The organism is Halorubellus litoreus (assembly GCF_055378595.1).
The window spans coordinates 795,711-816,149 of record NZ_AP043836.1 but is presented as its reverse complement, the minus strand read 5'-3'; the positions used below and the strand labels follow the sequence as shown (position 1 = coordinate 816,149).

The window sequence follows — 20,439 nt, the reverse complement described above, 5'->3', positions numbered from 1 at the left end:
ATAAACCCGCACCAAGGCCACCGCGGGTCGGTCAGTCCGCGACGTCCACTCGTTCGCGAACGAATGCGGCCGCTGCCGCGACGACGTCGGGGTCGGTGCCCGTGACCTTCACGCGACCGGGCGCGTCCTCGCCCCGCGGGTAGCTCCCGACGCGGACGTCGAAGCGCTCGCGGACGCCGTCGATGACGTCGAGGAGCGCGCCCTCGGGCGTCCACGTCCGGACGACCTCGCTCGTCGCGTCGCCCGTGAACGCGTCCGCGACCACCGCGAACATCGCGCGCATCTCGCTGGGGATGCCGGGGAGGACGTACACGTTCTCGAGAACGCAGCCGGGCGACCACGACTCGTCGGTCGTGATCGCTTGCGCGCCCTCGGGGAGGGTCGCGGCGGCGTCGAGGTTCAGCTGGAAGTCGTATCGGTCGGTCAGCTCCGGGTTCGCGTCCCGGAACGCCTTCGCGCGTGCTTCGAGGCGCTCGCGCTGCGCGCGGTCGACGACGAGGTCGCGCCCGAGGGCGTCCGCGACCGCTTCGACCGTGACGTCGTCTGGCGTCCCGCCGATGCCGCCCGTGCAGATGACGGCGTCGAACGCGTCTGCGTACTCGCGGACCGCGTCCGCGATGACCGCACGGTCGTCGGGGACGGTGAGGACCCGCGCGACGAGTGCGCCGCGGTCGGCGAGCTCGCCGGCGAGCCAGTTCGCGTTCGTGTTCACGGTATCGCCCGCGAGCACCTCGTCGCCCACGGTCACGATGGCGACCTCCACGGTCAGTCGCGGCGCTGGATCTCGCGCTTCCCGCTCGCGTCGCTCGCGTCCAACCGGTAGAACGAGAACGTCGTCTCCCGGGGGCGTCGCTCGAACACGTCGAACAGCGGTATCTCGACGCGCGAGAGGCCGTCCAGTATCTCGCCGGCGACGTCGGCCTCCTCGATGGAGTCGAGGGTGCCCTGCGCGACGACGCTCTCGTAGCCGTCCTCGCCCTCGTGGTGAACCGTGAACGACACCGGGTTGTCGAGGAGGTCGCTCTTGCTGGAGTCCCCGCCGGTCGCGAGCCGGAAGTACAGCGACGCGGTGTCGGCGTCGTACCCGTACGAGACCGGCAGCGAGTGCGGTGGCTCGTCGCTGCCGGTGGCGAACGCGAGGACGCCGACGCCGCCGGTCCCGAGGACGGCATCACGTGCGTCCGCGTCGAGCTGATGAGGGTCAGTGTCTTCCATGTGTTACTAGTCAGTACGAACCACGAAAAGCATGCCGTCGGTTCTCGTGGACTGGCCGATCGGGGGGTCGCCCAAAGAGCTACCCGGCGGGCGCTCGCAGAGCGAGGTATGCAGGTGGATACGTTCGGTAACGGCCGGGACCTCGTCTGGGTGATGGGGTGGGGGAACGTCGTCGATAGCCGACACGAACGCTGGCTCGTCGACCAGCTGGTCGACGTCGGGTACCGCGTGCACGCCATCGAACTACCGACGACGACGCCGGACTTCCAGCGCGATTGCGTCGCGCCCGTCCGCGAGTACCTCGACGACCTCGGAGCCGACAGCGAGAGCGACGAGTACGCGGTGCTCGCGCACTCGATGGGCGGGCTCGCGCTCGCGCACGTCGATCCGGACCCGAAGGCGGTCTACCTGAGCCCGTGGTGGGGGATGCACGACGTCCCCATCGTCCTCGAACCGCTGCTCGCGCTCCCCATCGCGCGACCGATACTCCCGTTCAGCGTCCCGCCAGAGGACCTCGGTGGGCTCGCGACGAGCGAGGACGCCACCGCGCCCACGCGCATCGCCCCGAAGTGGATTCAGACGATCCGGGCCGCACAGCGGTCGCTCCCCGCGCTCGACGCGGACGACCACGTGTTCTACGCGCCCGACGACGAGGTCGTCGACCCGCGCGCCATCGAGCAGCATGCGCCGGAGTCCCAGCGAACGACGTACGACGGCGGGCACGAACTGTTCGCGTCGGCGAACCGCGACGAGTACCTCCCGTGGCTGATCGACGAACTCCCCGGGCCGGACTGACCGGCGGCTTTCGCGCCCGGCGAGTCGTTCCGTTCGCCGCCGCGACAGAACTACTATGCTACCATACCACATACGCTGTGGTATGGTTCAGGAGACCGTCGAGTCCGCGCGCACCACCTGCAAGCACTGCGGTTTCAGCGCACCCGTCGGCGCCGACGTCTGGGACACCGCGACCCACCCGACGCTCGGCGACCTCATGCAGTGCCCCGAATGCGGGAGCACAGACACGACGAGCGGCTGAACGAACCCGAGAGGAGAACCCGACCGCGCGCGTACCGGAGTCAGGTCACGACGCGTCGACCGACCGGTCCTCGCGTCCGCCTCGGTCGCCGCCAGCGGCGACGTCGCTCGCGGACTCGCCGTCGGTCATCGACCCGAGGAGTCGCGCGAGCAGCGCGACGCTCGCGACCGTCAACGCCCCGAAGACGACGACCTGTTCGACCGGCGCGGGCATCCCGTCGGCCGCCATCACGACGACCATCGAGAGGATGGCGGCGCCGAGCGTCGCGACCTTCGCGAGCAACACGACCGCGAGCGCGTACCCCCACGGTCGGCGGTGATGGAGCCAGTACGCGGCGACCGCGAACCCGGGGAGGAGGACGCCGAGGTCGAGCGAGTGGATGACGTTCACCGGGATGTTCGCGTCCGCGGCGCTCGCGGGTATCGTCCCGTCGAGCGTCGCGGGCAGTATCTCGCTGAGCCACGCGAACCCGACGAGCGCGACGACGAGCACCTCGAACGCGACGACCGCGCGCAACCGGCGGCCGTCGAGCGCGCGCTTCACGCGCTCCGCGTCCAGCCGGAGTAGTCCGGCGACGAACGCACCGAGCGAGAGCGCGAGGAGCGCGACGTACGCGAGGTACAGCGGGTTGAACGTCGTCATGAACGCGTACGAAGCGTACGTGTACAGGAGGTAGCCGAGGACGCCGAGCCAGACGAGGTACCCGCGGAGGGACCCGCGGCGCGCCGCGACGACCGACGCCAGCAGCGCCGGGACGGCGACGGCGAGCGTGAGGAGGTCCTGGCCGCGCGCCTGCGAGACGAGCGTCGGCGCGTCCCGGTAGAAGTCGGGCGCGAGGAGGCCGACCGCGGCCGCGGCCGCGGCCAGCACCGCGATCACCGAGGATGCGAGGACGAGCGCTCGCGACGGCGGCGCGTGCCGGAGCGTGCTGCCCTGCATCGTCCCGCCGCCCTCGCTGGTCGGGTCGACCGACGCGCTCATGACCGGGGTTCCTCCATCCGGCGGTCTGTCTCCTCGACGACCTCGCGGTCGACGAGGGCGTCGACGGCGTCGACGAACGACGCGACGTCCTCCCAGTCCGTGTACTCGTAGTCCTTCGACGCGTCCGTGTCACCGGTCGCGTCCTTCGCGATGCGCTTCATCATGAACCGCTTCAGGAACCCGTACTTCGAGTACCGGATGGCGCCGGCGAACCCGCCGACGACGTCGGGATGCCAGCCGGTCGCCTCGCGGAACTCGTCGACGTACCGCGCCGCGTCCGCCTGCCGGTCCGGGTCGGTGGACGCGGACGACAGCGACACCTGGAAGAACGCGCTCGGACGCGTCGCGAGGACGTCCCGCCACTCGCTCGCGAAGTCGACGACCTCGCCCTGGTGCTTGCCCACGTGGATGGACGCCCCGACGACGACGGCGTCGAACGCGTCGACGTCGTCCACGTCACCGGGTTCACCGAGGTCTCGCGTCGTCACCTCGTGCCCGCGCGCCGCCAACTCCGTTGCGACGTGGTCCGCGACCTTCGCGGTCTGTCCCTCGCCCGTGCCGTACGCGATGAAGATGGTGCTCATACCGATAGAGACGCGCCGAGAGGGGATATACGACGTTCACGGCTCTCGGGGTGCGAGAACGAACGCCGCTGAACCGCTGGCGTTCGACCGAGAGCGAGCGCCTGGGACGACGCCGTCAGTCGGCGGCGTCGACGACCTCGTAACTGATGTTCGCGTCCCGGAGGCGGTCGGTGTGCGCGCTCAGTTCGTTCGTCGACGCGAGCAGGAGCACGGAGAGCCCTTTCGTCGCCGCCTCCTGGACCGCCGCGGGCGTCCCGAACCGGACGTCGGGCGTGACGTCGCAGCGGCCCGCGGCGACGAACGCCTCCGTGCCCGCGGTCGCGACGAGGTCGTGCTCGCTCGCGAGCGCGGCGACGCGCCCGGGGTCGACCGCCCGACTCCCACCGTCCTGCACGCGCGGCACGCTCACGACCGTCACCGACCCGAGCTCGTAGTCGACCACGCCCTCGAAGTTCGTCACCCCGACGTCCTCGCCCTCGGCGGCGTCCGTCACCGCAACCGCAGTTGCACTGCCGGCGTCGCCCGCGATCGCGCAGAGGACGCCGTCGCGCATCGTCACCGACACCGTCTCGCCCTCCGCGACGTCGGTACGTGCGACCGCCGTCTCCACCTCGACCTGTCCGATGACGTCGCTCGCGACGTGACTCACGTACTCCTGGAGACCATCCGTCTGCCCGATGAGCCAGTCGACGCCCTCCTTCGTCACCTCGTACCGGCCACGGCCCTCCTTCACGACGAACCCCTCCTCGACGAGTCCCTGCAGGTAGTCCGAGACGGCTTGCGCCGTCACACCGATCTCGTCGGCGATCTCCTGCTGGCTCACCGCCGGCTGGCGCTCCGCAATCTGTACGAGAATCTGATAGCGGGTCGCGGACCGCTTGCTCCGGAGGACGTCCGCGTCCGACTGCGAGTGGTCGGGCATCGCTCCGCGCTAGGGAACGCGAGGACAAGTACTTTTGTGGTAACACCGGCACGGTTGTCCCAGTCCGCCCGTATCCAGTCATCTATCAAACCTGACTTGCGTTCCGCGTGGTTCGAGGCCGCGACCGCTCGCTCCACCGGCGTCGACTGGTCGCCACTCGCTCCACCGGCGTCGACTGGTCGCCACTCGCTCCACCGGCGTCGACTGGTCGCCACTCGCTCCACCGGCGTCGACTGGTCGCCACTCGCTCCACCGGCGTCGACTGGTCGCCACTCGTTCGAACGAGTGACCGACGGGACCGTCCCGTCGTCGAATCCACCTCTAGGAGTCTCATAATAACGGGGGCTGGTGGCGTACGTGCGGGTATGGACGTCGACCAGACCGGTCGCATCGCAGACGACGTATTGGCGGAAGTGTCGAACGCGGTCATCGCCGACGAGAGCGTCCTCGAGACGATACTCGCAGGCGTTCTCAGTCGCGGACACGTCCTCCTCGAGGACGTTCCGGGGACGGGGAAGACGCTGACGGCGCGGAGCTTCGCGGACGCGCTCGACCTGTCCTTCTCCCGCATCCAGTTCACGCCGGACCTCCTCCCGGCGGACGTCACGGGGACGTACGTCTTCGACGAACAGGAAGGCGACTTCGAGTTCAACGAGGGCCCGATATTCGCGAACGTCGTGCTCGCCGACGAGATCAATCGAGCGAGCCCGAAGACCCAGGCCGCGCTGCTGGAGGCGATGGAGGAGGCGCAGGTGACGGTCGACGGTGACACGTTCCAGCTCCCGGACCCGTTCGTCGTCATCGCGACCCAGAACCCCGTCGAGCAGGGTGAAGGGACGTTCCCGCTCCCGGAAGCCCAGCAGGACCGCTTCCTCGTGAAGACGAGTCTCGGGTACCCGCAGACGGAGGGGAGCGTGGAGATGCTCCTGCGGCGCGGCGACCGTGACTCGCAGCATCCGAGCGCGCAGCGCGCGGTCGGCCAGGACGGCCTCCGGAAGATGCAGGCCGTCCCCGAGCGCGTCGTGGTCGAGGAGGACGTCGTCCGGTACGCGGTCGACCTCGTCGAGGCGACGCGCGAGGACTCGCGTCTCTCGGTCGGCGTCTCGCCGCGCGGGAACGTCCGCCTCTACGAGATGGCGCGGTCGTGGGCGGTACTGGACGGCCGCGAGTACGTCACGCCCGGCGACCTGAAGGCGGTCGCCGAGCCAGTGCTCGCGCACCGCCTCGTGTTGACGCCGGACGCGCGCGTGAACGACGTGACGAAGCGCGACGTCGTCCGGGACGTCCTCGCGGACGTCCCCGTCCCGCGCGTCAACCGGGAGACCGCGCGGACGCCGACGACCTGAAAGCGCGACTCCGTCCTCCTGGCGCGGGCACGACGGGCCGCTCGTCGAGTCCGCTTGCGCCGTGGCGCTGCTTCTCGCGGGTTCTCGGTGCTCGTCGCGGATTCCCACTGCTCCTTGCTGCTCCTCGCGGGTTCTCGCTGGCTCCGTCGCCGAGTCAGTGCGGAGACGCGGACTGGAATGGGGCGGTTACTCTCGTCGGGCGCGGCAGGTACTCTCGTCGGGCGCGGCAGGTACTCTCGGCGGGCGCGCTGGTCGTTCCCGTCGAGCACTGCGTTCTGCGAGGGCCGTGTGGCGTCGCGATGCGTCGGTTGCGCGTCGCAACCGAGCGGGACTGACTGCAAGAACCGTGCGAACCCGTCTCGCTACTCGTGGAGGACGGCCACGAACGCGACGACGGCCACGAGGACGATGGCGAACTGGCCGAGGTCGAGCCCGGGCGTCTGGAGGCCCTGGAGCGCGCGCCCGAGGAGGACCGTGAGGACGCCGACGGCTGCGGTCCCGGCGAGGTGCGTCGACTCGACGCGCCACGTCGACGCCTCCTGCCCGAGGTGCTCGCCGACGTTCACCGCCGTCTCGCCGGCGTCGTACGCGACGACGATCCCGACGGTCGCGAGCGCGAGCTCGTCGAACGTCGCGCTCTGCCCGACGCCCGCCATGAGGACGCCGAGGAACACGACGCCACAGCCCGCCTTCAGGAGCGTGCGCGTGCCCTCGCCGCGACCCGGTGCGAGCGAGACAGTGACGAGGAGTGCGCCGAGGAGCGCCGGCGCGACCGTCGCGAACGCGACCGCGCGCCCGACGCCCGTCCACGACCCCGCGATAGCGAGCAGGACGAGCGCGACCCCCGGGAAGCCGACGACGACGCCGACCAGGCGACGCCACCGCCAGGCGACCCAGAGCCCGGCCGTGACGAGCGCGACGCCCGCACTCCCCATGAGGAACGTGTCCGCGGTCGCGACCTCGAGCGCCGCGAGCGCGAACAGTGCCGCCGACACCGCGACGAGCGTACTGAGCGTCGTCGGCCGGAACGTCACCGACACCGGGTCCGCGTCCGCCCCGCGCGCGGTCCCGCCTCCATCGGCGCTCGTCGCCGAGGTCCCTGTTTCCGTCACGCGGACGCACCTCCAGTGAACGTCGCCCCGCCTGCGCGCTGGCGGGCGAGTGCAGCCTCGAGCGGTTCGTCGCTCTGCCACTCCACGGTCGGGATGCCCGCACTCCGGAGGCGGCGGACGCGCTCGGTGTACTGGACGCGCGCGAACCGCGTCCCCGGACTGTCGTCGACGGTGACGTCCGGTGCGACGACCGTGACCGCGTGCCCGAACGCGTCCAGGCGCCGCGCCGCGTCAACGATCTCGTCGTCACACAGCGGCGACAACAGGAGGACTTGCGTCCGCGACCGCAGTCGCTCGCGGAGGTCCGAGAGCGCGTCCTCGAGGTCCACGCTCTCCGACGGCGGCTGCGAGGAGAACGCCGCGTCCCGCGAGAGCAGCCGGCGGACGTCGGCGACGTGGTCCGGGCCCATCCCGGGTTCCTGCCAGACGAACCGGTGCGCGAACGCGGCGACGCCGACCTGGTTTCGGTCGGCGGCGAACGCGGTCGCGAGCTGCTCGCACGCGGCCGCCGCGAGCGCGACCGCGTGCGGGTCGCCGGGCCGCGACCGGTACGCGCACTCGCGTGCGTCGACGAGACAGACGACGCTCGCGGCCTGATCCTGCCTGAACTCGGTCGTGGACAGGTCGCCCGTTCGCGCGTAGCGGTTCCAGTCGATGCGGTTCATCGGGTCGCCGCGCTGGTACTCGCGGGTACGGTGGAACTCGATGCCGGCGCCGCCGTCGCTCCCGGCGACCTCGCCGCTCCGGTCGAGCGTCTGCGAGCGCACGGTCGTCGCCGCGAGCCCGCTCGTGCAGTCGATCTCGGTGTCGGTCGCGACCGACGTCTCCACCTCGTGTTCGCCGCTGAGGTCGCGCGCGACGACGGTCGCGGGCTCGAACGAGTGGATGCCGCGCTTCGCGACGACCGTGTACGAGAACGACGCGCTCGCGCCGGGGCGGAGCGTCGCGCCACAGCGCGGGACGCCGTCGGTCACGGTCAGCATCGGGGGGACGCCGTCGACGACGCGGCAGTCCGGGACCGTCGCGTCGCCGACGTTCGTCACGGTGACGTCCACCTCGACGGGGTCGCCGTCGCTCGGGTCGTCGTCGCTCAATCGCCGGTCGATCTCGAGTTCGGGCTCGCGCGCACTCGTCACCCGCGGGTAGGCGCCGTAGACGACGCCGACGGACGCGAGCAGGAGGAGCGACGGTCGGTTCGCGAGAACGCCGACGACGCTCGCGAGGAGCGCGATCGCGACGACGCCGCGCCAGCGGCGCGTCGTGCGGTCGGTCATCGCGACCCCTCCGTGCTCGCCGCACGACGGGTGGCGGTGGCGCGTTCCGGGGTCTCGCGCCGGGGCTCGTCGCGACCGGTCCCGGTGCGGTGGTCGCTGGACGGGTCGGTGCTGCTCTCCCCCGCGATGACCGCCGTCGTCCGGCGTGCGCGCCGCTGGAAGAGCGTGTCGCCGTGTGCGAGCGCGCCGAGGTACGCGCCGACGCCGTCGCTTCGGGCGACGTCGCGGGACGGCGCGTCGTCGGTTGCGAGGAACGCCGCCGCGGCCTCGTCGCTCGTCCACGACCCGTCCGCGACGCGTTCCCTCGCGTCGTCCCGACTACACGAGTCTCGGCGCGCGACCACGTCGACCGCCGTCCGTCGAACCTCCTGCCGGACCGCCTCCTTGCGGTCCCGGGAGACGTACGGGACGAACGCGACGCCCGACTCCAGGGCCTCGTCGACGGTCTCGCCCGGGCGGGGCATCGCGAGCGTCGCCTCCGGCGTCGGCATCGTCGCCTGGTCGAGCGCGCTCGCGCGCGCCGACACCGCCACCGGGACGGTGACCGCGAGCGCGAGCGCCGCCACCGCGGCCGCGACCAGGTAGTCGTTCCCGAGCAGTCCGACGAGGGCCTCCGTGGCCGACGCCGCCACGCTCGTCCCGACGCCCGTGATGGCCGCGCCGAGCACGACGAGACCGAGGCCGCTGGCGAGCACGCGCCAGCGCTTCATCGCCGCCCCCCGCGACCGCCCGCGTCCCCCGCCATCAGTCGCGCCCTCCGTCGTACTGGGCGCGGAAGCGCTCGAGGCCGTTGCGAGCGCGCCGGCGGCGCTCCTCGGTCTCCGGCGCGCGCCCGTACTGCACCTCCTCGAAGGGTTCGTTCACGTCCTCCACGACGGACGCGTCGACCCCAGCTTCGCGAGCCCGCTCGGCGCACTCGTGGGGTGCCGCGGACCGGACGTCGCCGAGCCCGAGTGCCTCCACGAACTCGTACCAGGCGGCCGCGACGTCGGTCTCCGGCGCCGGCTCCGTCCGAACCGAGGTCGCCGACCCGCCGACGTCCTCTGAGGCGGCCGAATCCACGAGCCCCCAGTCCGCGAGACGCGCGCGGATCGCCGCGCGGAGCGCGTCCCGATACCGGACCGCGAGCGCGACCGCCGTCACGAGCGCCGCGACCGGGAGGAGCGAGCCGAGCACCCCGAGCAACCACTGCAGGACGTCGACCAGCCGGTCGAGGAGCGACCGCACGACGGACGGGGCACTCGAGGACCCCGACGCGCCGCCGCTGCTCGCCGATTCCTGCTCGTCGCCACTCGCGTCGCCCCCACTCCCTTCCCCGCCGTCGCCGCCGCTCGCGCTCGACTGCTCGCTCTCGCCGGCGCTTCGGGCCGTGCTGTCGCCCGACCCGCTGCCGGATTCGGCGGCCTGCCCGCCGTCGGACTGCTGTTGGCCGCCGCCGTCGTCGCCGGGTCCGCCCTCTGACTGGACCTGGGACTTCACTTCGACCGCGCTCTCGCTCCCGATCGGTAGTTCGGAGGAATCGATGTCGATGACGTCGTCCGGGTTGGTCGTCACGGTCGACTCCATCGTCGTCGCCGCCGTGCTGACGGCGAACAGACAGGCTACGCAGACGGCGACCGTCGCGACTGACTCCCAGTTCATATGGCTTGCCGAGACCCGACGTCGCCAACGGGTTTTATTATCGGGACCGTAACCGCGTGTCGTCCGATTCTACGTGCACGAGCGTCCACGCGATTACCCATCGAGTAACTCCCGAGACGGCGTGCAACAGTGCGCTATGCGCCCGATAATAACGGGCGTACGGCTCGCGTCTTGGCGTATGTCGGGTGCGACGGTAGACGATCGAGTTTCGACAGTCCCGTCGACGCGTGCGCGTCGACCCGCCGAGTCGCCGGGGTCTTGCGTCGAGCGGCCGCCACGGAACCGGCGGCCCGCTCGCGACCGCAACCACGGAGGTGTCGTGCGATGACCGACGGGAACGCGGTCCGGTCGCCATCGAGCACGGAGATACTGCTCGTCGGCGACGCGGACCGCCTCGCGCCGGCGCGCTCCACGCTCCAGGACGTCTTCGAGGAGGTGCAGTTACGCTTCCAGCGACGACCGAGCTCGGCGACGTCGTTCGTCCAGGCGGCCGGGCGACCGCCGGGCGACGAACTGGATTGCGTCGTCCTGGACGCGGCCGCAGTGGACGAGGACCCGGCCGCGCTCGTCCGGACGCTCGGGGATGCGTACGCGGACGCCCCGCTGTACGTCGTGGTGGACGACCCGGGGGCGTTCGGCGCGGAGGCGGCACTCGACGCGGGCGCGACCGACGTCGTCCGGCACCAGTTGACCAGTCGGTCGGTGTTCGGGCACCGCCTCCGGGACGCGCTCGGTCAGGACTCGCACGCCGCGAGCGCGGACACCGCATCGGACCGGCGCGCCGACGACGACGCCTTCGACGTGCCCGACGCGACCGAGGGGGAGAGGGAACCGACGGACGGTCACGGCGACGACCCACCCCGCGAGCGCGCGTCGAACACCTCGCGGCCGACCGCGCCGTCGGACGCGCCCCTCCGCGACGTCGACCGGACCCGCGACGTCGACCGGACCCGCGACGTCGACCGGACCCGCGACGTCGACCGGATCCGCGACGTCGAGAACGAACTCGTGCAAGCGGACTCGCGCGAAGCGATCGAACAGGCGCTCTGCGAGCACATCACCGAACTCGACGGCATGGCGTTCGCGTGGTTCGGCGCCGCGATCTCCGAGTACAGCGCCATCGCGCCGCGCGCGTGGGGTGGCGACGGCGAGTACCTCGGGCGCGTCTCCGTCGACCCGACCGAGAACGACGGGCCGACCGCGCCGCCAGCGGTCCGCACGCTCGTCTCCGGGAACACCACCGAGGTCCCGACGCTCGTCCCCGGAACGGCCGACGTGGAGGTCGGTGGCGAGTGGCGCGACGTCGCCGTCGAGTGCGGATTCCGGTCCGCGCTCAGCCTCCCGGTTGCGTTCGACGGCGTCCACCACGGGATTCTCACGGTGTACGGCGACGAACCCGGCGTCTTCCAGGACCACCAGGGGACGGTCGTCCGCGAACTCGCGACGACCGCCGCGTACGCGCTCGACACGCTCGAGGAACGCGAGGCGGGCGCGGAGACGTCGACGTTCGTCGCGGAGTTCCTCGCCACGACGCCGCGGACGTTCCTCCCGTCGCTCGCAGCGTCGACCGACGTCGAGGTCACGATCGACCAGCTCTACAAGAGCGAGAACCGAACACGCGCGTTCCTCTCGGTCCCGGACGGGCACGCGGCCGCGATCGAGCGGTTCGCGAACCGGCACAGTGCCGTGGTCGCCTCGCAGACGCTCCCCGCGGACGAGGAGCGCGTCGCGGTCGTCACGCGCGACCCGATCCTGGAGACGATCGCGAGCGAAGACGGGGCGCTCCGCGGGTTCGACGAGCGCGAGGACGGCGTGCACTTCACGGTCGAGCTGTCGACGGGGACGGACGTGGACCGCGTCCGGTCGCTCTTCGATTCCGCGGGCGACGACGTCTCCGTGCTCGCTCGCCGACACGTCGACGACAGCCGCGGGCACGAGGCCGGGTTCGCGGCCGGGCTGGAACGCCGGCTGTCAGCGACGGACTACGAGGCGCTTCGCACGGCGCACGCCGCCGGGTTCTTCGACGAGACCCGCCCGACAGGGATGGCCGCGGTCAGCGACCTCCTCGGGGAGACGACCCAGGAGACCGAGCGGCGAGTACGAAGCGCCGAAGCACGCGTGTTCGACGCGCTCTTCGACAGATGACCGCTGTCGTGACCCATTGCGGGGCGCGACGACGACCGGAGGGACCATGGACGATCTGAGTTCGGACGACCGGTACCCGGAGCCGTTCGGCTCGTGGCGCGACGACCCGACCCTCATCGACCTGTCCGGCCATGGGGACGACGGCGTGCCGCGAGTCCTGGAGCCGGGGACGCCGGCGCTCGTCTCCGAGGTCCACCTCGTCGGTGGGGACCTCGTCCTCAGTCCGACGATCAGGGCAGCGCCCGAGATGACGATCCGTCCGGACTACCAGACCGTCGTCGAGGACGGCGTGAAGATCCTGTTCTTCACGGTGACGGGCGACGACTACGCGTCGTTCGAGGACGCGTTGCTCGCGGACGACACCATCGGGGAGCCGACGCTCGTCGCCGAGGAGAACACGCATCGCGTGTACCGTGCGCGCGTCGCCCCGGCGACGAAGGCGGTGACGCCGACCACGGCGAAACTCGACATCTGGCTCGTGGACGCGAAGAGCGCGGACGGCGGCTGGCTCGTCCGCCTCCGCATCCCGAACCGCGACGCACTCCTCCGGTTCCGGGATCACTGCGGCGACGAGAACATCCAGTTCCACGTTCGCCGGCTGTCCACGCACTCCGCGGGCGACGAGCCGTTCGTCGGCCTCACGGAGACCCAGTTGAACACGCTCCAGACGGCGTTCGACGCGGGGTACTTCGACATCCCGCGTGGCGTCTCGCAGACGGAGCTCGCGGAGATGCTCGACATCTCCACGTCCGCGCTCTCCCAGCGGTTACGGAACGCGCTCGGACAGCTCATCGAGGGCACGGTCGCGGACGACGACCCGACGGAAGACCCTTGAGTCCCGGAAACCCGACGCGCTTCGACCGGTGAGGTCGCAGATTCCGGTGCGTGACGTGCTTCGACCGGTGACGTCGTCGAGTCGTGGTTCTCCGTTGCGTTGCGCGCGACGATTGCACTGCGTTTACGCACGACCGATTCCAGTTCAGGACCGTTCAGCACCGGCTCTTCGACGGGCGTTTCTCGCGGTGCCAGTGCCGACGTCGCCAGTTCCTCGCTCGGCTTCCAGTGCGCCGACGGCGGGCTCGTTCCGGCGATTAACGTCGGCGTTAGCGCGCCACGGCGCTTGCGGGACCGCAATCCGGACGTGGAACCATCCACGGGACGGCCCTTACCCGACCGATAAGTAAGGGCCTCGTCGGCGTAGCTCGCAGTAATGCCGACAGTCACCGCCATCATCCCCACGTACAACCGCGCGGACGCGCTTCCACGAGCGATCGAGAGCGTGCTCGCGCAGACCCACGACGACGTCGAAGCGGTCGTCGTCGACGACGCCTCCACGGACGACACGCAACTGATCCTCGAGCGGTACGCGGACGACGACCGCGTCCGGACGTTCACGCACCGCGAGAACAAGGGCGGGAACGCCGCGCGAAACACCGCGCTCGAGCACGCGACCGGCGACTACGTCGCGCTACTGGACTCCGACGACGAGTGGCACCCCGAGAAGGTCGAGCGCCAACTCGACCGGCTCGACGAACTCGGCGACGAGTACGTCGCCGCGTACTGCGACTGGGCGTACGAACTCGATGGCACCAGTGGGAGCGCGAAACAGGCGATATCGGGCGTGCTCTCGCACTTCCAGTCGAACGCCCCCGACGAGGGCGGAGCCGACGACCTCCTCGAACCGATCCTCGCGGACGACCTCCACACCGCGGCCGGGTCGACGCTCCTCGTCGAACGCGACGTCGCCGAGGCCGCTGGCGGGTTCGACGAGTCCCTCGACCGCTTCCAGGACACGGACTTCCTCATCCGCGTCGTCCTCGAAGGGAAGCTCGCGTACGCCGACGACGTCCTCATGACGCGGTTCGACACGGGGAGTCCCTCGGCAGATACGTACGCGGAGGCGAACGAGCAACTCCTCGAGAAGTACGACGACGAGATCGCGCCCCTCGTGACCGAGGGCGTTGACGTCCGCGGGCAGCGCGCGCTGTTCGTCGCGAAGCACTACCTCGCCGAGGGACGGTTCGGGCAGGGCTCGCGGCACCTCCGGAACGCGGCCGTCGCCGGCCCGCAACTCCCGGGACTGGCCGCGGTCGTCGCGTCCGGGCTCCGGCAGCGCCGTCGGACGACCGGCGTGCTCGTCGCCTCGACCGTCCTCCTGCTGGCGCTGCTCGTACTTGGAACCGCCACTGGAGGCGAGGAGTAGCATGCCGCGAGACGGGTCGCTCGCGGCGCTCCTCGACGCGCCCGCCGAGGTCTCGCGAGCGAGCGAAGCGAGTGCGCTCGCGGACGTCGCGGTCGCGTCGAAGGAACTGTTCGGCGTGTTCGCTGGTCGAGAGTCGTTCGACGCGCTCGCCGGCGACCGCCGGTTCGACCGCGTCGTCGAGGCGGCGGGCGTCACCGTCGGCGTGCGCTCGCCCGAGCTCGACGTCCCGAACCGGACCGCGGTCGCGACCGATGGCGAGGACGCGGTCGTCGTGTGGGGCGAGGCGTTCGCGCCCGACGCCCCACGGGGAACCGACCTCGCTGGCGTCGGGGACGAGACGCCGACCCCGGGCGAGCGCGGGAACGAGCACGCGCGCTGGCTCCTCGACGCCACGCGCGCCGTCGGCCCGGACGCGCTCGGGCACCTGAACGGCTCGTACCTCGCGGTCGTCGCCGTCGACGGTGACGCGTACGTCGCGACCGACCCGGCGCGCTCGTGGGACTGCCACTACACGGACGACCCCGGCGTGCGCGCGTTCGGGACGGACGCGACCGCAATCTCGCGTGCCGTCGTCGATCCGACGCCGGACGTCGACGCCGTCCGCGAGTTCCTCCACCTCGGGGTCGCCCTCGGCGAGAAGACGTTCCACGACGAGGTATCTCGCGCACCCATGGACGCGCTCGTCCGCGCCGACACCGTCGACGAGTTCGAGCGGTTCGTGCACGCAGACCCGGAGGAGAACGACGAGATGCGTCGGTTCGACCGGCCGCTCCGCGCCGGGACGACTGACGGCAGGAACGACGGCGGCGTCGACTGGGTCGGCGAACTCGCCGCGCGCCTCGAACGCGCGATCGCTCGTCGCTCGAACTACCCGGGGCGGGCCGGCGTCCTGCTGTCCGCGGGCTACGACTCGCGCGTCCTACTGTCGGCGCTCGACGACCTCGACGTCGCGTACACCGTCGGGCATCCGAAGGCCGACGAGACCGTGGGCGCGCGAGCGGTCGCCGAACAGTACGACGTCGAGCACGTCGCGTTCCAGCCCGACGAGCGCTACATCCGCCCCGTCGACGAGAAGGTCCGGTACGGACAGGGCGTCAAGGAGTCCCTGCACGTCCACCACGCCGGGTACGACGACCAGATGGACGTCGACACAATCTACCACGGCCTGCTCTGCGACACGTTCCTCACCGGGCACTTCCTCGCGCGCGACGGCGTGGACGCGTTCGGGAAGCGCCTGCCGCGAACGCGCCTCGACCCCGACCCGGACCCCGTGGACGCACTGCTGGGTACGTTCGGGTTCGTTCGCGAGGGCACGGACGCGATCGCCGAGCACGTCCCGGTCGCGAGCGACGACCCCGTCGGGTTCGTCCGCGACGCCGTCCGGGACGAACTGGACGCGGTCGCGCACCGCGCAGCGTGCGTTCAGGACCGCATCGACGCCGCCGGCATCCGGAACCAGCCGTCGATCCCGTTCCGCCGGCACCTCTACGACAACTACCGCGAGTCGTTCTTCGTGATGGACGCCGACCTCCTGGACTGGCATCTCGCCGCGCCCCCCGAAGCCAGGAACACGCGGACGTTCCTCGACGCGTGCCGTCGCATCGACGGGAACGTCCTCGACAACCGCCCGCCGGACCGTCCGTACGACAACCCCGTCCTGAACGAGGTCGAGGGGTTCGTCCGACGACTCACGCCGTTCGTCCGGTCGTTCGAGTCCGCGTGGCCCGACCGCCGCGAGCTCTACGCGCGAAACGACCTCGACGCCGAACTCTTCCCGGGCGACCCCGGCGTCCACGAACTCCCCGTCCGACACAAACTCCGCGTGCACGACGCCCGCCGCTGGACCACCCTCGGCACGCAGCAGGCGCCCACCGAGGCCAGCGACGCGCGCGAAGCCGGGTCCGCGGACTGAATCCGCTTCACGAACCGACGTCGTCTCGACGACGACCGAACCGGTCTCCCTTCTCGCCGCTCCCGAGAACGATACGTAACCGCATGCACCCCCTCGACGTTCGATGTCGCCCATGCACCCACTCGACGTTCGATGTCGCTCGTGCGCCCTTCGACGTTCGATGTCGCTCGTGCGCCCTTCGACGTTCGATGTGCTGCGTGCGTCGATTCGCGTCGATGCGATACTCGGCCGCGCGAGCGATGCGACTCTCGATGCACGACGAATCAGCGGCGAGAACGAAGCGGTCTCAGGCGAGCGCGGACTCGTAGACGTCCAGTAGGCGGTCGCCGAACTCCGCGTGCGAGACGACGCCCGCGGCGGTCGAGCGCGCGTTCGTCCGCGGGTGCTCGGCCGCCGCGAGCCGGTCGAGGCCGTCCGCGAGGTCCGGGTTCGCGTCCGAGACCACGCAGCCGGGCACGTCACCGACCACGTCCCGGACGAACCCGACGTCCGTCGAGACCACGGGGACGTTGCACGCCGCGGCCTCCTTCACCGTCATCGGCCCGGACTCGCGCTTCGAGGTGACGAGGAGGCAGTCGCTCGCGTTCATGTACGTCGGAACCTCGTCGTGGTCCACGCCGGAGAGCGGTCGGAGGTCGACGTCCGCGTCCGCGAGCTCGCAGACGCGCTCGGCGCGCGCGAAGTCCTTCTCCTCGCGCGTCGTGTCGTACGGGAAGAGTGCGATCGTCTCGCCCGTGGGCCACCCGACCTGCTCGCGCGCCGCGTCCCGGTTCATCGGCGCGAACAGGTCCGTGTCCACGCCGAACGGGACGTGCGTGTACGACGTCGAGAGCCCAGGTGCCATCGCACGACTCGGGAGGACGACCTCGTCCGCGGCTCGCGCGCTCGCTCGACTGAGCGCGCGCAGCCACCCGCGGTCGCTCATGAGGTCCGTCCCCCAGAGCGTCAGGACCGTCGGCGTCGTGACGTCCGCGAGCGCGTACGGCCCAACGAGCCCGTAGTTCGCGTGCACGAGGTCGTAGTCCTCGAGGGACTCCCCGAGGACGTCCGGGACGAACTGGAGGTAATCACTGGGCGTCCGCGGCTCGTCCGGCGCGTACGACCCCGGAACCGAGAGCGTCGTGCACTCGACCCCGCGGTCCTCGAGCTCGTCGACCTGTGCCTCGAAGAACGTGCGCGTACTCGTGATGAGTTGCAGGACCTTCATGCGTTGACTCGTGGGGGCGTCGACCGACGGGTCACGTCGGGGCCGCACGCTGCAGGCGCGACTCGGGCGCGGTCTCGCCCGTCACTTCCGCGACGATCACGTCCGTCACGTCGACCACGTCGTCGAGCAAGCGCTCGCGGCGCTCGGCCCACTTCGCGTCGTCGTACTCGCCGAGGATCGACTCCGCCTGCTCGATCGCGGCCTCGTGGCGGTCCGCGCCGTCGAAGTTGTACAGTAGTCCGTACGCTTCCTCGAGTTCGCGCGTGTACCCCATCGTGAGCGTGTTCACGTACACCGCGGGCGTCCCGAGGACCGCGCACTCCGCGGCCGTCGTCGCGCCCTCGCCGACGAACGCGTCAGCGTAGTAGAGGAGGTCGTGCATGCGTTCGGGCGCGACCGTCATCCGACGGTCCTGGTACTCGTCGGGCAGCGGCTCCTCGCTCGTGAACACGACCTCCGCGCCGGTCGCCTCCAGCCGGTCGAACACCTCCGTCACGTCCTCGAACCCGCCTTCGCCGACGTCGTGGCTCGCACCCCAGCCGTTGAAGCGCGCGACCACGAAGTCGTCGTCGGCATCGAGAGCGGCGTCGTCGAGCACGCTCGGGTCCGGCTCGAAACGCTCGGGGTGGAGGTACGCGAGCTCGTGCATCCCCGGGTACGTCGTCTGCGCGCTCCCCGCGTCGCCGTCGTAACACTCGGGCGTGACGACGCGGTCCGCGAACGGGTACGCGAGCGACTTGATGAGCGTCGCGTGCTCGGTGTCGTAGAACACGACGCTCTCCGCGCCGACGAGGCGCGCGACGTGAGCCGCCGCGACCCCACCGATCGCCGTGATGACGTCCGGCTGGATCGTCCGGGCGCGCGCCAACAGCCGCGCCTCGTACGTCGCCTGTACCTTCGCGAGCGACGCCAGCCCGTCGGACTCGCCCGCGAGCACTTCGTACTCGATGCCCGCCGCGTCCAGGATGTCGAGGTTCACGCCCATCCGGCGCGCGAACACGTGGACTTCGTGGCCCTGCGACTGGAGTTCGTCGATCGCGTGCTTGAAGAAATGCACGTGGCCGGGGTGCTGGATGGTGACGACGACCTTCACGCGTCGTCACCTCCGTGCTCGTTCTCCCTGCGATCCAGGACCATCCCGAACAGGAGGAAGGCGACGCCCTGGATCGCGACGAGCAACGACCCGTCGTCGTCGTCACCGTGGAGTTTCGTGACCACACCGGTGAGGACCGTGAGGACGCCGAGGCCGTAGAACATCGAGAGCGGGTGGAAGTCTCGCGCCACGTGGCGCTCCTTCAGTCGATAACAGAACCCTTCGAGGAGCGCGAAGGACGTCTGTGGCACGAACCCCGTCAGGGAGATCGTCGAGTTCTCGTCGCCGTACTCCGCGGGCATCGGGACGTCCTCGACGCGGACGCCCTCGACGTTCAACTGGACGAGGACGTCGTTCGTGTACTGGTGGTCGTCGCCGACCGCCGTCAGGTCGATCGCCGCCAGCGCGTCCCCGGAGATCGCAGTGTACCCGTTCTGGGAGTCCATCACGTTCCAGTGCCCGCTCGCGATCTTCGTGAGTATCGAGAGCAGCCAGTTCCCGACGAACCGGAACGTCGGCATCTCCTCGCGGTACTCGGCCTTCGCGAGCCGATTCCCTTTCGCGTACCCGGCGCGACCGGCGGCGACCGGCTCGACGAGGTCAGCCATGTCCGCGGGATCCATCTGGCCGTCCGCGTCCATCGTCACCGTCACGTCCATCCCGTCGTCCATCGCGCGACGATACCCGGTCTTGAGCGCGCCACCGGCACCCTGGTTCTCCTCGTGGCGGATCGGGACGACGTCCGGTGGGGCGGTTCCGCCGTCAGCGATCGACTCGACGGCCTGCGAGCGCTCCTCGCGGTCGTCGTCGGCCGCGCTCGCCCACGTCCGGTCGTCGTCGCTGGCGCCCGTTGCAGTCGTTCCGTCAGTTGCAGTCGATTCGGACGCGTTGTCCTCGTTCGTCGGTCGCATCGTCTCGTCGGTCCCGGCGGCGACGCGACAGATCTCCGCCCACGTATCGTCGGTCGAGTCGTCGTCGATCGCGTACACGCGGTCGACGTACGACGGCATCGACGCGAGCACGTCCGCGACCGTGTCGCCCTCGTCGTACGCTGGCACGACGACGGCGACGGTACAACCGTCGTACATCAGAGCACCTGATCCGTGATGTAGACCGCGTCGTCGTTCGCGACCGCCTCCGGCTCGACCGTGCCGGTGAGGTCGACGACGTACTGTTCGGTGCCGTCCTCCGAGACGAGGTCGGTCACGGAGACGTCTTCGGCCGCGTCCAGCGGACTGAACACGATGATAGCGTCGTAGCACTTCGTCGGCGCGGCGTCCGTGTTCCCGAGCGTCTCCGTCGCGGTGTTCGTGTCGTACCCGGTCACCTTGATGCCGCGTTCGCGGAGACTGCCGATCAGCGCCGTTACGGTTTCGAGCGACCCCATCGCGGAGTCCGTCTGCCGGAACCCGACAGTGAGTATCGAGGGGTCGTCGTCCGGCAGCCCCTCGTCGAGCATGCGCACGACGTGGTTCGTCGCCGATTCGCCGAATCGCCGGGAGACGTTCGGTATCTGGGCGTCCTGGTCGTTCCGTGAGAGTGATGTCATTGCTGGAAGGGGGTGCTGGGAACCGTCTGCGGTCCGCTCGAACCCACGCAACCAACCCCCATTATTATCTACCGGGTAAGTCCCGAAATCGACAGTCCCGGACTCTCTCGCGTACGATTAGTGGATTGGGACGGTGCTTACCTGGGCCGTAAGGAGAACTGATGGAGTCTATAAGAAAGAGGCGGGGGCGGGAATCCAGGGGTACGATGTACGTAGCCG

At 70.5% G+C, this 20,439-nt stretch carries 20 protein-coding genes; 7 read left to right on the top strand and 13 right to left on the bottom strand.

What is annotated here, in order from left to right; genetic code table 11:
* Window positions 1–31: 31 nt before the first annotated feature.
* Both ACZ48X_RS08210 and ACZ48X_RS08205 read right to left on the bottom strand, forming a co-directional pair.
* A complete protein-coding gene (locus tag ACZ48X_RS08210; RefSeq protein WP_336352334.1) occupies window positions 32–763 on the bottom strand; it encodes a competence/damage-inducible protein A in 732 nt (243 codons plus the stop codon).
* A 2-nt stretch (window positions 764–765) separates the two neighbouring features.
* Window positions 766–1,215: a pyridoxamine 5'-phosphate oxidase family protein gene (locus tag ACZ48X_RS08205; RefSeq protein WP_336352333.1), complete on the bottom strand. Its 450-nt coding sequence runs from the start codon at window positions 1,213–1,215 to the stop codon at window positions 766–768.
* 108 nt (window positions 1,216–1,323) lie between these two features.
* Here ACZ48X_RS08205 and ACZ48X_RS08200 point away from each other — a divergent pair, with 108 nt between their 5' ends.
* Both ACZ48X_RS08200 and ACZ48X_RS08195 read left to right on the top strand, forming a co-directional pair.
* On the top strand, window positions 1,324–2,010 hold the full coding sequence (locus ACZ48X_RS08200; protein ID WP_336352332.1) for an alpha/beta hydrolase: 687 nt from the start codon (window positions 1,324–1,326) through the stop codon (window positions 2,008–2,010).
* 82 nt (window positions 2,011–2,092) lie between these two features.
* Complete coding sequence (locus tag ACZ48X_RS08195) at window positions 2,093–2,251, top strand: hypothetical protein (protein ID WP_336352331.1); 159 nt, start codon at window positions 2,093–2,095, stop codon at window positions 2,249–2,251.
* Between the two features lie 45 nt (window positions 2,252–2,296).
* Here the strand turns inward: ACZ48X_RS08195 and ACZ48X_RS08190 are convergent, their stop codons facing one another.
* The 3 genes from ACZ48X_RS08190 to ACZ48X_RS08180 all read right to left on the bottom strand — a co-directional run bounded on the left by ACZ48X_RS08190 (window position 2,297) and on the right by ACZ48X_RS08180 (window position 4,738).
* A complete protein-coding gene (locus ACZ48X_RS08190; protein WP_336352330.1) occupies window positions 2,297–3,232 on the bottom strand; it encodes a hypothetical protein in 936 nt (311 codons plus the stop codon).
* Window positions 3,229–3,816 (bottom strand): flavodoxin domain-containing protein, encoded by a 588-nt coding sequence (locus ACZ48X_RS08185; RefSeq protein ID WP_336352329.1) that lies wholly within the window; start codon window positions 3,814–3,816, stop codon window positions 3,229–3,231. Before ACZ48X_RS08185 ends, ACZ48X_RS08190 begins: the two co-directional genes overlap by 4 nt.
* 115 nt (window positions 3,817–3,931) lie before the next feature.
* The gene (locus ACZ48X_RS08180) at window positions 3,932–4,738 is read right to left on the bottom strand and encodes a DUF7839 domain-containing protein (protein WP_336352328.1); all 807 of its coding nucleotides are present in this window, start codon (window positions 4,736–4,738) and stop codon (window positions 3,932–3,934) included.
* A gap of 365 nt (window positions 4,739–5,103) precedes the next feature.
* Here ACZ48X_RS08180 and ACZ48X_RS08175 point away from each other — a divergent pair, with 365 nt between their 5' ends.
* Entirely contained in the window at window positions 5,104–6,084 is a 981-nt protein-coding gene (locus tag ACZ48X_RS08175; protein ID WP_336352327.1) for an AAA family ATPase, read from the top strand.
* A gap of 362 nt (window positions 6,085–6,446) precedes the next feature.
* Here ACZ48X_RS08175 and ACZ48X_RS08170 read toward each other — a convergent pair whose 3' ends face one another.
* From ACZ48X_RS08170 to ACZ48X_RS08155, 4 genes are read right to left on the bottom strand one after another with little or no spacing between them, the layout of a single operon-like run.
* The gene (locus tag ACZ48X_RS08170) at window positions 6,447–7,196 is read right to left on the bottom strand and encodes a DUF7519 family protein (protein WP_336352326.1); all 750 of its coding nucleotides are present in this window, start codon (window positions 7,194–7,196) and stop codon (window positions 6,447–6,449) included.
* Window positions 7,193–8,470 carry a DUF58 domain-containing protein gene (locus tag ACZ48X_RS08165; protein ID WP_336352325.1) on the bottom strand — a complete coding sequence of 426 codons (1,278 nt, stop codon included), beginning with the start codon at window positions 8,468–8,470 and terminating at the stop codon, window positions 7,193–7,195. Before ACZ48X_RS08165 ends, ACZ48X_RS08170 begins: the two co-directional genes overlap by 4 nt.
* Window positions 8,467–9,180, bottom strand: coding sequence for a DUF7269 family protein (locus ACZ48X_RS08160; protein ID WP_336352324.1), 714 nt, complete (start codon window positions 9,178–9,180; stop codon window positions 8,467–8,469). The genes ACZ48X_RS08165 and ACZ48X_RS08160 overlap by 4 nt, the downstream gene beginning before the upstream one ends.
* Before the next feature lie 34 nt (window positions 9,181–9,214).
* Window positions 9,215–10,111 (bottom strand): DUF4129 domain-containing protein, encoded by an 897-nt coding sequence (locus ACZ48X_RS08155; protein ID WP_336352323.1) that lies wholly within the window; start codon window positions 10,109–10,111, stop codon window positions 9,215–9,217.
* 324 nt (window positions 10,112–10,435) lie between these two features.
* On the opposite strand from ACZ48X_RS08155, the gene ACZ48X_RS08150 reads away from it, so the two are divergent.
* From ACZ48X_RS08150 to ACZ48X_RS08135, 4 genes are all read left to right on the top strand, one after another.
* Complete coding sequence (locus ACZ48X_RS08150) at window positions 10,436–12,256, top strand: bacterio-opsin activator domain-containing protein (RefSeq protein WP_336352322.1); 1,821 nt, start codon at window positions 10,436–10,438, stop codon at window positions 12,254–12,256.
* 46 nt (window positions 12,257–12,302) lie between these two features.
* Window positions 12,303–13,091, top strand: coding sequence for a helix-turn-helix domain-containing protein (locus tag ACZ48X_RS08145; protein WP_336352321.1), 789 nt, complete (start codon window positions 12,303–12,305; stop codon window positions 13,089–13,091).
* A 375-nt stretch (window positions 13,092–13,466) separates the two neighbouring features.
* Complete coding sequence (locus ACZ48X_RS08140; protein ID WP_336352320.1) at window positions 13,467–14,459, top strand: glycosyltransferase family 2 protein; 993 nt, start codon at window positions 13,467–13,469, stop codon at window positions 14,457–14,459.
* A 1-nt stretch (window position 14,460) separates the two neighbouring features.
* Window positions 14,461–16,371 carry an asparagine synthase-related protein gene (locus tag ACZ48X_RS08135; RefSeq protein WP_336352319.1) on the top strand — a complete coding sequence of 637 codons (1,911 nt, stop codon included), beginning with the start codon at window positions 14,461–14,463 and terminating at the stop codon, window positions 16,369–16,371.
* Window positions 16,372–16,657: 286 nt separating this feature from the next.
* Here the strand turns inward: ACZ48X_RS08135 and ACZ48X_RS08130 are convergent, their stop codons facing one another.
* From ACZ48X_RS08130 to ACZ48X_RS08115, 4 genes are read right to left on the bottom strand one after another with little or no spacing between them, the layout of a single operon-like run.
* Entirely contained in the window at window positions 16,658–17,578 is a 921-nt protein-coding gene (locus ACZ48X_RS08130; protein ID WP_336352318.1) for a glycosyltransferase, read from the bottom strand.
* A 31-nt stretch (window positions 17,579–17,609) separates the two neighbouring features.
* Window positions 17,610–18,671, bottom strand: a complete 1,062-nt coding sequence (locus tag ACZ48X_RS08125; protein WP_336352317.1) for a DUF354 domain-containing protein — start codon at window positions 18,669–18,671, stop codon at window positions 17,610–17,612.
* Window positions 18,668–19,759, bottom strand: coding sequence for a glycosyltransferase family 2 protein (locus ACZ48X_RS08120; protein WP_336352316.1), 1,092 nt, complete (start codon window positions 19,757–19,759; stop codon window positions 18,668–18,670). Before ACZ48X_RS08120 ends, ACZ48X_RS08125 begins: the two co-directional genes overlap by 4 nt.
* Window positions 19,759–20,220 carry a hypothetical protein gene (locus ACZ48X_RS08115; RefSeq protein WP_336352315.1) on the bottom strand — a complete coding sequence of 154 codons (462 nt, stop codon included), beginning with the start codon at window positions 20,218–20,220 and terminating at the stop codon, window positions 19,759–19,761. The genes ACZ48X_RS08120 and ACZ48X_RS08115 overlap by 1 nt, the downstream gene beginning before the upstream one ends.
* Window positions 20,221–20,439 lie beyond the last annotated feature (219 nt).